This window comes from Pseudomonas sp. 3B-A001-10F (assembly GCF_056313565.1).
In genome coordinates, this window is record NZ_JBQYFW010000040.1 from 42,394 (window position 1) to 55,031 (window position 12,638).

15 protein-coding genes are annotated in these 12,638 nt (G+C 60.8%); 8 read left to right on the top strand and 7 right to left on the bottom strand.

Features of this window, described 5'->3' with window-relative positions:
• The first annotated feature begins 131 nt into the window (after nucleotides 1-131).
• The 3 genes from AC0ZWN_RS25635 to AC0ZWN_RS25645 all read left to right on the top strand — a co-directional run bounded on the left by AC0ZWN_RS25635 (nucleotide 132) and on the right by AC0ZWN_RS25645 (nucleotide 1,377).
• Nucleotides 132-617 carry a DUF3592 domain-containing protein gene (locus tag AC0ZWN_RS25635; RefSeq protein ID WP_186625274.1) on the top strand — a complete coding sequence of 162 codons (486 nt, stop codon included), beginning with the start codon at nucleotides 132-134 and terminating at the stop codon, nucleotides 615-617.
• A gap of 181 nt (nucleotides 618-798) precedes the next feature.
• Nucleotides 799-1,122 carry a YXWGXW repeat-containing protein gene (locus AC0ZWN_RS25640; RefSeq protein WP_116254993.1) on the top strand — a complete coding sequence of 108 codons (324 nt, stop codon included), beginning with the start codon at nucleotides 799-801 and terminating at the stop codon, nucleotides 1,120-1,122.
• 42 nt (nucleotides 1,123-1,164) lie between these two features.
• Nucleotides 1,165-1,377, top strand: coding sequence for a YXWGXW repeat-containing protein (locus tag AC0ZWN_RS25645; RefSeq protein ID WP_007908149.1), 213 nt, complete (start codon nucleotides 1,165-1,167; stop codon nucleotides 1,375-1,377).
• 15 nt (nucleotides 1,378-1,392) lie between these two features.
• Here AC0ZWN_RS25645 and AC0ZWN_RS25650 read toward each other — a convergent pair whose 3' ends face one another.
• Both AC0ZWN_RS25650 and AC0ZWN_RS25655 read right to left on the bottom strand, forming a co-directional pair.
• A complete protein-coding gene (locus tag AC0ZWN_RS25650; RefSeq protein WP_460129250.1) occupies nucleotides 1,393-1,950 on the bottom strand; it encodes a YceI family protein in 558 nt (185 codons plus the stop codon).
• Nucleotides 1,951-2,024: 74 nt separating this feature from the next.
• A complete protein-coding gene (locus AC0ZWN_RS25655; protein WP_099756614.1) occupies nucleotides 2,025-3,380 on the bottom strand; it encodes an MATE family efflux transporter in 1,356 nt (451 codons plus the stop codon).
• A 199-nt stretch (nucleotides 3,381-3,579) separates the two neighbouring features.
• Between AC0ZWN_RS25655 and AC0ZWN_RS25660 the strand changes: the two genes are divergently transcribed.
• From AC0ZWN_RS25660 to AC0ZWN_RS25670, 3 genes are all read left to right on the top strand, one after another.
• Nucleotides 3,580-4,143, top strand: a complete 564-nt coding sequence (locus AC0ZWN_RS25660; RefSeq protein ID WP_476337117.1) for a chorismate mutase — start codon at nucleotides 3,580-3,582, stop codon at nucleotides 4,141-4,143.
• 166 nt (nucleotides 4,144-4,309) lie between these two features.
• The gene (locus AC0ZWN_RS25665; protein ID WP_476337119.1) at nucleotides 4,310-4,750 is read left to right on the top strand and encodes a phage infection protein; all 441 of its coding nucleotides are present in this window, start codon (nucleotides 4,310-4,312) and stop codon (nucleotides 4,748-4,750) included.
• 147 nt (nucleotides 4,751-4,897) lie between these two features.
• A complete protein-coding gene (locus tag AC0ZWN_RS25670; RefSeq protein ID WP_093441156.1) occupies nucleotides 4,898-6,538 on the top strand; it encodes a sensor domain-containing diguanylate cyclase in 1,641 nt (546 codons plus the stop codon).
• Here the strand turns inward: AC0ZWN_RS25670 and AC0ZWN_RS25675 are convergent, their stop codons facing one another.
• The 4 genes from AC0ZWN_RS25675 to AC0ZWN_RS25690 all read right to left on the bottom strand — a co-directional run bounded on the left by AC0ZWN_RS25675 (nucleotide 6,539) and on the right by AC0ZWN_RS25690 (nucleotide 9,608).
• Nucleotides 6,539-6,832: a hypothetical protein gene (locus AC0ZWN_RS25675; RefSeq protein ID WP_095048041.1), complete on the bottom strand. Its 294-nt coding sequence runs from the start codon at nucleotides 6,830-6,832 to the stop codon at nucleotides 6,539-6,541.
• Nucleotides 6,833-6,944: 112 nt separating this feature from the next.
• Nucleotides 6,945-7,640: a hypothetical protein gene (locus tag AC0ZWN_RS25680; protein ID WP_476337121.1), complete on the bottom strand. Its 696-nt coding sequence runs from the start codon at nucleotides 7,638-7,640 to the stop codon at nucleotides 6,945-6,947.
• Nucleotides 7,641-7,837: 197 nt separating this feature from the next.
• On the bottom strand, nucleotides 7,838-8,224 hold the full coding sequence (locus AC0ZWN_RS25685; RefSeq protein ID WP_093441176.1) for a c-type cytochrome: 387 nt from the start codon (nucleotides 8,222-8,224) through the stop codon (nucleotides 7,838-7,840).
• A gap of 52 nt (nucleotides 8,225-8,276) precedes the next feature.
• Nucleotides 8,277-9,608 (bottom strand): aminotransferase-like domain-containing protein, encoded by a 1,332-nt coding sequence (locus tag AC0ZWN_RS25690; RefSeq protein WP_476337128.1) that lies wholly within the window; start codon nucleotides 9,606-9,608, stop codon nucleotides 8,277-8,279.
• Between the two features lie 89 nt (nucleotides 9,609-9,697).
• Between AC0ZWN_RS25690 and AC0ZWN_RS25695 the strand changes: the two genes are divergently transcribed.
• The gene (locus tag AC0ZWN_RS25695) at nucleotides 9,698-10,591 is read left to right on the top strand and encodes a DMT family transporter (protein WP_476337124.1); all 894 of its coding nucleotides are present in this window, start codon (nucleotides 9,698-9,700) and stop codon (nucleotides 10,589-10,591) included.
• 3 nt (nucleotides 10,592-10,594) lie between these two features.
• On the opposite strand, the gene AC0ZWN_RS25700 is transcribed toward AC0ZWN_RS25695, so the two are convergent.
• Nucleotides 10,595-11,410 carry a cupin domain-containing protein gene (locus AC0ZWN_RS25700; protein WP_476337126.1) on the bottom strand — a complete coding sequence of 272 codons (816 nt, stop codon included), beginning with the start codon at nucleotides 11,408-11,410 and terminating at the stop codon, nucleotides 10,595-10,597.
• A 131-nt stretch (nucleotides 11,411-11,541) separates the two neighbouring features.
• On the opposite strand from AC0ZWN_RS25700, the gene AC0ZWN_RS25705 reads away from it, so the two are divergent.
• Complete coding sequence (locus AC0ZWN_RS25705) at nucleotides 11,542-12,054, top strand: carboxymuconolactone decarboxylase family protein (RefSeq protein ID WP_186625250.1); 513 nt, start codon at nucleotides 11,542-11,544, stop codon at nucleotides 12,052-12,054.
• Nucleotides 12,055-12,638 lie beyond the last annotated feature (584 nt).

A 12,638-nucleotide genomic window follows, 5' to 3' on the forward strand; every position in this document is an offset into this window, starting at 1 on the left:
AGCGTTGCCGACCGCCGCAGCGGTCGACGAGCCGCGACATCATACCGTGACGCACGCGCTCGACGTCTAAAGTTCCTGTTCCGAGCGCCGATGTAACGGTCTCCTACAAATGTCACCACCAGGGATCGGCCATGTACTACCCGCGCGAAGCTGCCAAGGATCACCTTTACAACCGTATCGTCATGCTGACCGTTGCTTGCTGCGTGGTTTTGCTGCTCGCTGCAATGGCGCACAAGTCGGGCATGCTTTATGGGGCGCTGAGTTTCAACGGTGTGGAAACCCGCGGCAGCGTCACGGCACTGGAAAAGATTCCAATGAACGCCAATGGCAAGGTCATTCACTATCAATACACCGATGCCCAAGGCCAGCCCCATGAAGGGCAACACGCCGACGAACGCTACGTCGAGCATACCCAATATGAAGTCGACGGCCCCATCACCCTGCTGGTGTCGCCGTGGATGCCGGATAAAAGCTGTATCGCCAGCCAGTTGCAGAGTTACCGTACGAGCTTCTACATCATGACCGGCGGTGTGTTGCTCGCACTGCTGTTTCTGCTGATCTCGGGCAGAACGTTCTGGCAGATTCAGGCAATGAAAGAACAAGACCGGTTTTATTGAGTCCAGCCTCACAGGCAACAACCATCACGCGCGCCGGGCGTCTTGCTGCGGCGCCATCCTGACGTTCTCGCATCGCCCTCCCTGAAAAAAATTTCATCCGCCTCAGACGGGATCTTTCGCAAATCAGGCATCCAATTCTGCAGCTGCGTTCACTTTTCAACGCAGGCCTTGAGGAGTTGTCATGAGCGTTTTGCGTTCCCTGTCCAAATGGCGAAAATCCCTGCTGCTGGTGCCGTTGACGCTGGCGGCGCTGAGCAGCGCCCCGGTGTTTGCGCAACCGGTGGTGATCGTCCAGCAAGCCCCACCGCCGATGCGCATGGAAGTGATGCCCGGCGCACGTCCCGGTTATGTCTGGGATCAAGGTCATTGGCGCTGGCAAGGACGCGGTTACGTATGGATACCCGGCCACTGGCAACCGGTGAGGTACGGCGCGCGCTGGAAACCCGGGCACTGGCAGGCACGCGGACCAAACTGGTTCTGGGTCGAGGGGCATTGGGTGCGATGAATGCGCGACAGCCTGACCATCACTTCTTGCGAGAACACCACCATGTCGAAGACCGTTAAAGCACTGCTGGCCGCCACGCTGGTGGCCGTCACGTTGTCCGGTTGCGTCGTCGAACCGGCCCGTCCGCATCGGCCTCCGCCGCTGGTCGAGGTCGTTCCGGTGATGCCGGCGCCGGGTTATCACTGGGTTGCGGGGCACTATCGCTGGGGCGGCAACCAATGGCGCTGGGTGCCGGGGCACTGGCGGGCCTATTGATTGCAAAGGCGGGCGTCACTGCTGTGGCGCCACCACTTTGAATTTGATGGCGATGTCCTTGGACACCACGGTGTCCGCCCACTCGCCCGCGCCGAGGCCGAACTCGTCACGCTTGAGCACCAGTTCACCGTCGAAAATGCCGATGGCACTGTCCGGTTTCAATTCCACCGGCACCTGCACTTCACGGGTAATGCCTTTTAGGGTGAGCTGGCCAGCAATCAGGTAGTGGTGCTCGGCCACTTGGGTGAAGTGGCTGGATTCGAAAACCGCGACAGGGAATTTTTCAGTGTCGAACCACGCCGGTTTCACCAGCTCGGTGTTGGCGTCTTCGCTGCCGGCATCGATGCTGTTGAGGTCGATGTGCAAGGTGGTACGGGCGTTGGCGAGGTTGTTGGTATCGAAGTCCAGCGTCGCCTCAAACTTTCCAAAGGTGCCGTACATCGGCGAGCCCATCTGGTTGTAGGTAAAACTGATCTGGCTTGCGGTGGTGTTGACCCGCGTGTATTCGACAGCCCGCGCGGTACAGATGACGCACAGCGAACACGCGGCAACCAGCAGCAATCGGATCGACATGGGATTCTCCGGGCGGGGCTAGCCGTCGAGGGCCTCGATTGAATTAAGCAAACGTCCGACTGTTACGCCAGCGCCTACACCAGACGCTCGATCTTCTGATGCTGCCAGACCAGTTTGTAATACAAGGTCTGCAACACCAGCATGCCCAGATAGGCCACCGGAAACGCCATCCACACACCCTGCAGACCGTACTGCCCGTCCAGCCAGTACGCCGCTGGCAGTTGCACGCCAACCACGCAAATGATCGCAATCGCCACCGGCACCAACACCGTGCCGCTCGCGCGCATGATCCCGCCGATGATTGCCTGGAAGCCGAACACCAACAGGCTCCACAACATGATGTGCAGCAGATGCTCAGCCATCGCCCGGGTCGAGTCCTCGGTCAGGAACAGCCCCAGCAACCAGTGCGACAACAGGTAGCCGAGCACAATCAAACCGCCGGTCAGGCACACGTTGATCAACAGTCCGGTGCGCAGAATCGGCCCCATGCGCTCCAGCCGCCCGGCGCCGATGGCCTGCGCACCGAGGATCGACGCGGTGATCGCAATCGACAACGCCGGAAACTGCACATAGTTGACGATCTGCGTCACCGCGCCATACGCGGCGGTCGCTTGCGAGCCGTGCTGGTTGACCAGCGCCAGGATCACCAGCTCCGACAGCGACAGCACAATCATCTGCACGCCGGTCGGCAGACCGATGCGCAAGACCTTGCCGAGAATCGCCCCGTCAAGGCGCAGCGCGGCGAAGAACTCCCGATCCGGCGCCAACGGGTGCCCCTTGCGAATCAGGCGCCACGCCAGCCACGCCATCGCCGCGAGGTTACCGGCAAGCCCGGCGTACGCCGCACTCTGAATACCCAATTGCGGCAAGCCGAACCAGCCGCGAATCAGCGCCGGGGTCAGGGCCAGCCCGACACAGGTCGAGACCATCAGCGCCAGCAATGGCGACAGCGTATCGCTGACCCCGCGCAACAGCTGGGTGAACAACACAAACACCAGCAGCGACGGCAAGATCCACATCATCACATGGGCATACGCCACCGCATCGTCGAGCACATCCGCCGGCGTCCCCAGGCCCGCCAGCGCCTGCCGCGCGAACACGCTGCCCAACACCGCCGCCACCAGACCGATCAACACCCCGAGCAGCAGCGTCGCCCCGGCAATCGCCTTGACCATGTGCGGCTCACGCGCGCCCCACGCCTGACCGATCAACACACCGGCGCCCGCGCCGAGGCCGATCACCAGTGCGATAAAGAAGAACACGATGGGAAACATCCCCGACACCGCCGCCAACGCCTGGGTGCCGAGCATCTGGCCGATGTAGATGCTGTTTACCGTGCCCGACATCGATTGCAGAAAGTTCGACAGCACCATCGGCGCAAGGAACAGCAGGTAGGTGTGCCAGAGTGGGCGTTGGGCGACGGCTTGCATTGAATAGAGGTCCATCTCGACGGCGGGAGGGCTGATGGAGGATAGCTTCGGTGAGTTGCACGCGGGGCGCAATTAACATTTCAAATCGGTGTTTATGACCGGTGGCCGCGCCTGTGTAACGGACACGCTTCTGTAGGTGCAAGTTCAGAGCTGTGGTAAACAACTGCCCACTTTCACTTCTCTCATTGAGGCTCTGTTCATGCCGCGCTTTGCCCATCTGCTGACCGCCACCCTCCTCGCCGTGCTCACCACCAGCGCTCACGCCGCCGCGCCTGGCGAAACGTTGAAGCCGTTGCTGGAAACACTCAACGAACGCCTGAACATCGGCGACCTCGTCGCGCTGACCAAATGGGACAGCGGCAAGCCGATTCAGGACAGCCCGCGTGAAGCGCAGGTTATCGCCAATGCCCGCAACTTGGCCACCGAGCGCCAGCTCGACGCGGAAGACGTGGCGCAACTGATCGCCGCGCAAATGGAAGCGAATAAACTGGTGCAGTACGGCTTGCTCGCACAATGGCAAGCGTCCGGCGCCGCGCCGGACACCCCGCGCCCCGACCTGGCTAAACAGATTCGCCCGCGTCTGGATGAACTGCAAACCCGCCTGCTGCAGCAATACGCCGATTTCGCGCCATATCGCCATGATGCGAATTGCCCGGTGTGGCTGGCCAAGGCGCGCAGCGGCCTGACCCACGACGCGCTGCATGAGCTGGCCCTGACACGGGCGACCGGTGAGTTGTGTGTGCGGGCGGCGAACTCGCGCTGAGAAACGGCCAGATCAAAAGATCGCAGCCTGCGGCAGCTCCTACAAGGCGGATTGGTGAACCATCATTGCGGTCGATGTTCACCATCACGGCAATGAAGTTCTCATAAAAATTCCACGGCGTAACATCAGCTCCATACCAACCAACAACACCCCGGAGCACACGATCATGAAACGCCAGACCCTTCTCAGCATCGCTTTCTCGGTTTTCGCCATTAACGCTTTTGCCGCCACCCCGGCACACACCCAAGTCGCAGAAGGCGGCTCGGACAAGTTGATTGAAAGTCGTGTTGCTGAGGGCGGTTCTGATCGTCTGCTTGAACGCCGCGTTGCCGAAGGTGGCTCCGATCGTCTGCTCGAACGCCGCGTTGCCGAAGGTGGCTCCGATCGTCTGATCGAACGCCGTGTTGCTGAAGGTGGCTCCGATCGCCTGATCGAACGTCGTGTTGCTGAAGGTGGCGCTGATCGCCTGATCGAACGTCGTGTTGCTGAAGGTGGTGCTGATCGCCTGATCGAACGTCGTGTTGCTGAAGGTGGTGCTGATCGCCTGATCGAACGTCGTGTTGCTGAAGGTGGCGCTGATCGCCTGATCGAACGCCGCGTCGCATAACTCTGCGGCTTCATCGCAATCACAATGAAAGCCCGGCCTGATCAGCCGGGCTTTTTCACGTCCGGCGCCATCCATTCCCCGACTGGCCACCCACCGCCCATTGCGCATACCATGCGGCCACAACTCCAAAACAGACCTCGACTGCCCATGCTCAAAGCCAGTCTGCGTAGCCACCTCACCCTTTGGTTTGCCGGTTTATCCCTGCTGACGCTGCTGAGCGTGGGCTTCTATGTCGGCCATATCGCCACGGAACAAATGAAGCAGGCCAGCGGCAATGCGTTGCTCAACACCGCGCGCTCGGCTGCATCGTTGTTGGGTGAACGACTGCGCGAACGCCAGTTGGAGGTGTATCTGCTCAGCCGTGCGCCGCATCTGGAGCGTGGTGATCTGGATAACCCGGCGATTCTGAAATCGATGCAACTGCGCACCCAGGCCCGCACCGAGTATGCGTGGATGGGCGTCACCGATGCCGAGGGCAAGGTGCATCAGGCGGTGAACGACTTGCTGGTCGGCCAATCGGTGCAGCAACGGCCCTGGTTCCAGGCCGGGTTGCGCGGCGAGTACACCGGCGATCCTCATGAGGCGGTGTTGCTGGCGAAAATGCTGCCGGCCCTGCCGAACGGTGAACCGCTGCGTTTCATCGATTTCGCCGCACCGATCCGCAACGCAGACGGCCAGGTGATTGGTGTTCTTGGCGCCCACGCACACTGGAGCTGGGTGACCCGCATTGTTGAGTCGGCGGCGCTTTCGCATAAAAACTCAACGCCGGATATCGAAGCGTTGATCATCGATCACGATGGCAAAGTGCTCTACCCGGAAGCGCTGATGGGTCAGCAACTGGCAATTGACACCAAAAGGCAAGGCTGGACGGCGGGCAACGGATTCCTCACCAGCGTGGTCACCGTACCGACGCCATCGAGTACGGTGCTGTCATGGTCGATTGCCGTGCGCCAGCCATTGGAAACCGCACTGCAACCGGCGCGCCTGCTGATGTACAAATTGCTGATTCTGGGTGTGGTCGCGGCGGTGCTGTTCGGCTTGGTGGCTTACTACCTGGCGCTGTACCTGAGCCGACCGATCGAACAGCTCGCGCGCTCGGCGCGGCAGGTGCAAAACCAACAACCCGGTGCGCAATTCCCGCTGCAGCACCCGGTGCTGGAAATTGCCCAGCTCGGCCAGTCCATTGATGCCATGACGCAATCGCTGCTCGGCAAAGAGCGCGAGCTGCAAGAGGCCAATGCCTCGCTGGAGGCAACCGTCGCGCAACGCACCGCTGCGCTGACGCAGGCCAATGCCGAATTGCTCAGCCTGGCGACCCACGACAGTTTGACCGGCGTTTACAACCGTCGCCGTTTCGACGAGAAACTCACCGAATACACACTGCTGTTCCGCCGCACCGGACGTCCGTTCTCCCTGCTGCTGATCGATGCCGATCACTTCAAGCGCATCAATGATTCCCACGGCCACGCAGTGGGTGATGATGTGCTGCAACAATTGGCGCAGTTGATTCAGAGCAGCTTGCGCACCACGGACTTCGTCGCCCGTTACGGCGGCGAAGAGTTCGCTGTGCTGTTGCCGGAAATCGCCAAACCCGACACTCCGGAAGTCGTCGCCGAGAAGATCCGCGTGGCGGTCGCCGAAGCTCACTTCCCGGTGATCGGGCAAGTGACGGTCAGCATCGGCATCGGCCTGGCGGACCCGGCCGATAACAACCACAACGCACTGATCAAACGCGCCGATCAGCAGTTGTATCAGGCCAAGGCGGCAGGTCGTAATCAGGTGGCGTGATCAGCCCTTCTTCACTTCGCAAATCCCGTTGGCCCGGTTCTTCCCGGTGTACGACACCGCAGGCGAACCGTCGGGATTGATGCTCAGGGAAATGGTCACGCCCGCGCCTTTGGCTTCGAAGTAGTTCTCATTGAACTTCTTCAACTGGCCTTCCTTGCCATTGATGTAGATCGGCCCGCCTTCATCGGCGTGCACTTCGATCTTGCCCGGGCACGTCGCGTTGAGCATAGGGATGCCGGCATGGGCGATTGCGCTGACAAGCAACAGCGGGGCTGCCAGTAGCAGAGATTTCATGGTGAGCTCCTTGAGTGCAACGGTGTGCCGGACGATAGGGAAATACCGCACAAGTACCCTATCGACCCGTGACCGACCGCAGCGTTCCGCGAACACGATCGCCTTGTGCCGATTACTGTTTCAAGTGATCGACCAGCTTGTTGACCACCAGATCGGACACATGGCTGAACGCTTTGCGCAACGCCTCGGGATCCGTGGCGTACTGCTCCGGTGTATAGGCGATGGTGTTGGCATCGTTGGATACAGAGATCGTGTCGAAATTACGCCATACCGCTGAGCCGTTGCGCTTGATTTGCGCCGTGGCACCGATGACGGGATACAACACGGTGCTGAAGTTCTTCAGGCAGAGGCCCCATTGAGAGACCAGAATTTCGACCTCGGCATCGGCTCGCTCACCCTCGCCCACCACGGTAAACAGATGTTCCTGCTGTACGCGTTTTTCGAAGCTTTGCCGGATCAACTGGCTCAGGTCGATGCCATTGGCCTTCATGTTGTTGCGAATCGCCAGAGTGATATCGCCGGTGGCCACGTCCGCCGCTTTCGTCCCTGCCACAGAGCCCGCCCCCGTTAACGCACCGGCGCCAGAAGTCGAAGCACCTGAGGCCATACCTGCCGCTGCGCCGGCTCCAGCACCCAGGCCGGCGCCCCAGGCCTGCGTCATGCTGGTGTATTGAAAGTTATCGACGGCAACAAACACCGGCAGCACTTTCACGGTTTTGATCTGCTGGCGGTCTTCAACGCTGAGATCTTTGGTCACGCAACCCGTCAGCAAAACGAGGCCAGCAACAACGACGAATAGCTTTTTCATGTCATTTTTCAATCAGGGACTTGGGTGTCCGGCATATCGCCCGAACACCGCAATACTTGAGTCGCGAAGAAGACGTGGTGGTGACGGTCATGACCCTGGCGGCGGAATCAATCGAGCGTGATGGAGGGGGTTGCCACAGAGAGCATCAACCGACATCGCGGCACCTCAAAAACACGCACGCCCTGTAGGAGCTACCGTTATTGCGTGAAGGTCTGGAGGTACGCCAGCAAATTGTCGAGTTTTTCTTCGTCGCTCAAGCCCCAGAAAATCATCCGCGTACCCGGCACCACGCCTTTCGGATCTTTCAGATAGGCGATCAGCGTTTCGCGATCCCAGGTCACTCCCGAGTTCTTCATCGCCTCTGAATACACGTAATTCGCTGACGTACCGGCGGGCCGACCGATGATGCCATTGAGTTGCGGACCGAATCCGGGGCGGGCCGATTCGCCGACCTGATGGCAGCCGCCGCACAGACGCGGAAAAATTTTCGCGCCGGCTTCAGGGTCGCCTGCGGCGAGGGTGAACGTACTGGACAGGCCAGTGGCGAGCATCAGGGCGAGTGACAGTGCAGCGGTGTTTTTCATCGAGGGGTCCGGATCGGTCTGCATCGGGCCGCGCAAGGGTAGCATTTTGTTTTTACAGGTAAGCGCCAATGATCTTTCTGACTTTGCTCAACGCCTGACGCAACACGTCCATCTCTACCGAGCCCAACGCCAGGCGAATCGCATGCGGCACATGACCCGCCACCGAAAACGGTTCAGCCGTGGTGACGGAAATCTGCTCGTGCATCAGCTCGACGACAATCTGATCGGCGCGCACGTCTTCCGGCAGCGGTAGCCACAGGAAATACGACGCCGGATGGCCAATGCTTGGCAGTCCTTTCAACACTTCGGTGGCCAGTGCCTGCCGCACCTTGGCGTCGTTGCGCTTCTGTTCCTCAAGCACCGTCACCGTGCCGTCGTCGAGCCAGCCACAGGCGATGGCAGTCATGACGCCTGGGGTGTTCCAGGTCGTGGCGCGGATGATGCGTTCCAGTGCTGACACCACGTCGGTCGGGGCGGCGATGAAACCGACACGCAGGCCTGTGGCGATGTTTTTCGACAGGCCCGAGACGTAAACCGTGCGCTCCGGCGCCAGATCGATCAGCGTACGCGGTGGGTTTTCAACCAAAAAGGCGTAGGCCGCGTCTTCGATTATTGTCAGATCATATCGCCGTGCAATCGCCACCAACTGCTCGCGCTGCGCCAGCGGCATCACCCAACCCAACGGGTTGTGCAACGTCGGCATGCTGTACACGGCGCGCACCGAGCGGCTGCGACAGAGTTTGTCCAGCGCGGCGAGATCCGGCCCTTGATCACCGAGCGGAATGGCTACGACTTCCAGATGCAGCGCTTCGGCCAGCACCTTGAACCCGGAATAGGTCAGCGCGTCGGCGGCGATCACATCGCCGGGTTTGAGCAGCGCCATCAGCGTGACGGCCAGGCCTTGCTGGGCACCGTTGACGATCAGCACTTGCTCGGCCTCGACCCTCACCCCGCGCGTCAGTAGGTGCCCCGCGACCGATGCACGCTCGTGGCCGCGCCCGGCATGCGGTTGATAACGCAGCAACGCCTCCAGATCGCCGGACAACGCCAATTGGCGCAACGCTGTGCGCAACAAATCCGCCTGACCGGGCAACGACGGATAATTGAAATTGAGGTCGATCATGCCGACCGCCACGTCTTTCTGATCGATGCCCTGCCCCGGCGACAACGACGTTTCGCGGACAAACGTACCGCGCCCGGTCTCGCCGCTGATCAGGCCCATAGCCTCCAGCTCTGCATATACCCGCGAGGCCGTGACCAGTGCCAACCCTTCCTGAGCCGCCAGTTGCCGATGGGTCGGCAACCGTGTACCTGGCGGCAACATCCCCGAGCGAATGTCCGCCGCGTAGGCGTCAACCAGTGTCTTGTAGCGCGAACGTGGCATGCCGGATGTATCCATGACAATTCTTTGATTGTGCTGATTCTCAGCTCTAGCATGACCGCAATGCAACCCTCTTCCGAGCGTGAACGGTGATGGAACGGACTTCGAATCTGACGACCCCGGCACTGGAAAAAACCAGTGGCTGGATCAACGGTTTTATCGGCGTGGTGATCTTCAGCGGTTCGCTGCCGGCCACGCGCATGGCGGTGCTGGAGTTCGATCCGGTGTTTCTCACGGTGGTTCGCGCCGCCATCGCCGGGGTGTTGGCGGCGGCGCTGTTGTGGCTGTTTCGCGAGCGGCGCCCGGCGCGCAATCAGTGGTTGTCGCTGTTGATTGTCGCGCTGGGCGTGGTGCTTGGCTTTCCACTGTTGACCGCACTGGCGTTGCAACACGTGACGTCGGCGCATTCGATTGTGTTTGTCGGCTTGCTGCCACTGGCCACAGCGATTTTTGCTGTGCTGCGCGGCGGTGAGCGGCCGCGACCGGTGTTCTGGATTTTCTCGATGCTCGGCAGCGCGCTGGTGGTCGGCTTCGCGCTGGCACAAGGTCTGACTGCCTCGCCCACTGGCGATCTGCTGATGCTCGCGGCGATTCTGGCCTGTGGTCTCGGTTATGCCGAAGGCGCGAAGTTGTCGCGCACTCTCGGCGGCTGGCAGGTGATTTGCTGGGCGCTGGTGCTTTCGCTGCCACTCATGGCGGTGTTGAGTGTGTGGCTGGCGCCCGCCTCGTTCAACACAATCAGTCTGTCGGCCTGGCTATGTCTGGGCTACGTGTCGCTGTTCAGCATGCTGATCGGTTTTGTGTTCTGGTATCGCGGTCTGGCTCAGGGCGGGATTGCCGCGGTCGGTCAGCTGCAATTACTGCAGCCGTTTTTCGGTCTGGCGCTGGCGGCGACCCTGCTGCATGAACACGTCAGCGCCGGCATGCTTGCCGTGACGCTGGGGGTGATCCTGTGTGTGGCCGGGGCGAAAAAACTCGCCAAATGATGCTCAAGTACCCGCCTTCCACTCGCGTGGGCTGAGCCCGGTCTTGCGCCGAAACGCCCGGGCCAGCGCCGAAGGACTTTCGTAACCGACCTCTTCGGCAATCAGCGCAATCGGTCTGCCTTCGCGCAGGCGTTTCTGCGCCAGGCTGACGCGCCAGCTCAGCAGGTAATCGGCCGGCGTTTGCCCGACAACCCGGCGAAACTGCTCGGCGAACCCGGCGCGGGACAGGTTGGCGACAGCGGCCAGATCCGCCACGCTCCATGGTTTTTGCGGTTGCTCGTGCATCAGGTTCAAGGCACGGGACAGGCGTGGATCGGCCAGACCGGCGATCATCCCCGGTTGTTGCTCCCGACTGCTGATCAAGTGCCGCAGCAACAGAATCACCAGCAGTTCGAACAGGCGATCCATCACCGCCACCCGCCCGCAATGACCTTCGAACGCTTCCTTGAACAGCCATTCCACGGTGTTGCCCAGTTCCGGGATGTCCGTCAGTTTCAGCACCAGATAATCCGGCAGCGCCGCCGCCAGGGCATTGCCGGAGCCGCCATCAAACGTCAGCGTGGCGCAGACCAATCGGGTGTCCATGGCTTCATCGGCAAACATGCGATGGGTAAAGGGTCGGGGGAAGAAGATCAGCGACGGTTCGCTCAGGTGAATCTCACGCTCGTTGCCCGGTTTGAGCAGCAATTCACCGGCCTGCAAAAGATGCACATGCCCCACCGGCTCGTTGTCATGAACGCTGACGCCGCAAAACGCGCCGCTGTGGAACGTACCGGCATTCACGCCGAAATGGCTGAGCAATGTTGAAAGGCGATCCATGGACGACTCCGAGGGCATATCTGGACGATCTGCCGCATATCCTCGACGATTTGCCGCCAATCCACCAGCCCGGCTCAATAACATGACCTCCATCCCCGGCGCACTTCGCACCGGACTTTCGGAGAATCACCATGAGCCGCATCCACGCTATCAGCCTCGAAACCGCCGCCGACGCCAGCCGCCCTGTGCTGGAAGGCGTGAAAAAGAAAATCGGTTTCCTGCCCAACGTCTTCACCACCCTGGCCAAAGCACCGGTGGCCCTCGAAACCTACGTGCAAGCCTCGGCCATCCTCGGCAAGACCTCGCTGAACGCCCAGGAAAAAGAAGCCGTGTACCTCGCCACCTCACAGGTCAACGGTTGCGACTACTGCCTGGCGGCACACACCTTGTTTGCCGGCAAAGCCGGGCTCTCGGCGCAGGACATCGTCGCCGCACGCCAGGGCGAGCTCAACGCCTACGCCACCCTCGCCCGTCAGTTGACCGAAAGCCGCGGCCATTTGACTGATGAACAAATCGCCGCCGCCCGCGCCGCCGGCATCGACGACGTGAAGATCATCGAAGTGATCGCACTGGTGGCCGTACAGAGCCTGACCAACTACCTGAACAACGCGGCACTGACCGATATCGACTTCCCGGCCATCTGAAGTCTGGCCACACAACAACACCAGTGGGAGCGAATCTGCAAGCGCTAGCGGCGTGTCATTCAAAGCATCTTTGACCGACCCGAAGCCATCGCGAGCAGGCTCACTCCTACATTGGGACTGAGTACATCCGATAGAAAATTGGTCGGCTGTCAGGCCGCCTTCGCGAGCAAGCTCGCTCCCACAGAAAAAAAGCACTTCCCACCTCGCACCGCATCGCTTCTAACCACTCAACAGGATGAGCGTTAGCTCGGCTGCCGCTCTTGATCTTGATCTTGATCCACGAGCGACGTCGGAAGGCTGAGTGGAGGGATTCATCCGGGCGTGGGAGCGCAGCGACCGTTTGGCGCAGCCAAACACATCGAGAGGAGGTGCAGCGAAGCAAACCGTAGGCGATGCGCCCGGAGGGATCCCGGAGCGAAGGAACCCCGAGCCCCAGCGAGCGGGCCGCACGTAGGAGCAAGCCTTAATGAGATGGTCAGCCCGGTGAGATCCTCGGCGGGTCTAAACTTGCCGAGGCTCTCTTTTTACCGAAGGAGGATCTCTCATGAATACCATCACGCTTTTGGGTATCGACATCGGCAAAC